Origin of the sequence: Streptomyces sp. NRRL S-495 (assembly GCF_000966955.1) — a bacterium.
In the GTDB taxonomy this organism is placed as follows: Bacteria; Actinomycetota; Actinomycetes; order Streptomycetales; family Streptomycetaceae; genus Kitasatospora; species Kitasatospora purpeofusca.
Map to the genome: position 1 here is coordinate 1 of NZ_JZWY01001282.1, position 770 is coordinate 770.

Genomic DNA, 770 nt, shown 5'->3' on the forward strand with positions numbered 1-770 from the left:
GGTCAGCAGCGCGGCCAGCGCGGCCTGGAGGGTCATGAACATCGTGACCCGGTGCTCGCGGGACAGCGCGACCAGCCCAGTGTGCAGTCCGGCGTCGATCGGCAGCGCGACCCGGTCGCCGCGGTGGCCGGCCCGGGCGCCGCGCGGGCGGTCGGACGGCAGCGCGATCTCCTCCGGCAGCTCGGCCAGGGTCTCGCGCCAGTAGGCGAGTTGGCGGGCGACCAGGCTCTGCGGGTCGGTCTCGTCGCCGAGCAGCTCGCGCTGCCAGAGCGCGTAGTCCGCGTACTGGACGGCGAGCGGTTCGAGCACCGGCGGCTCGCCGCCGAGGCGCAGGGTGTACGCCTCGGTGAGGTCGCGCAGCAGCGGACCCATCGACCAGCCGTCACCGGCGATGTGGTGCAGCGCGACGACCAGGACGTGCTCGTACTCCGACACCCGGAGCAGGGTGACCCGCACCGGCGGCTCGGCGGCCAGGTCGAACGGGCGGCGGCCCGCGCGGTCGACCTCGGCCCCGACGGACTCCGGTGCGCAGTCCAGGAGTTCGACCGGGACGGCGGCCTCGGCCGGGGCCAGGATCCGCTGGTACGGCTCGCCCTCGTGCTCGGCGACCACGGTGCGCAGGCTCTCGTGCCGGGCGACCAGGTCGGTCAGGGCGGCGGTGAGCGCGTCCCGGTCGAGCAGGCCGGTGAGGCGAAGCGCGAACGGCATGTTGTAGAGGGCGGACGGTCCTTCCATCCGGTCGATCAGCCACAGTCGGCGCTGCGCGGAGG

Annotated in this window: 1 protein-coding gene; it reads right to left on the reverse strand. The window is 74.8% G+C overall.

Features of this window, described 5'->3' with window-relative positions; genetic code table 11:
* A partial coding sequence (locus VR45_RS41185; RefSeq protein ID WP_045945108.1) for a condensation domain-containing protein occupies positions 1 to 770 on the reverse strand: 770 nt, incomplete at both ends.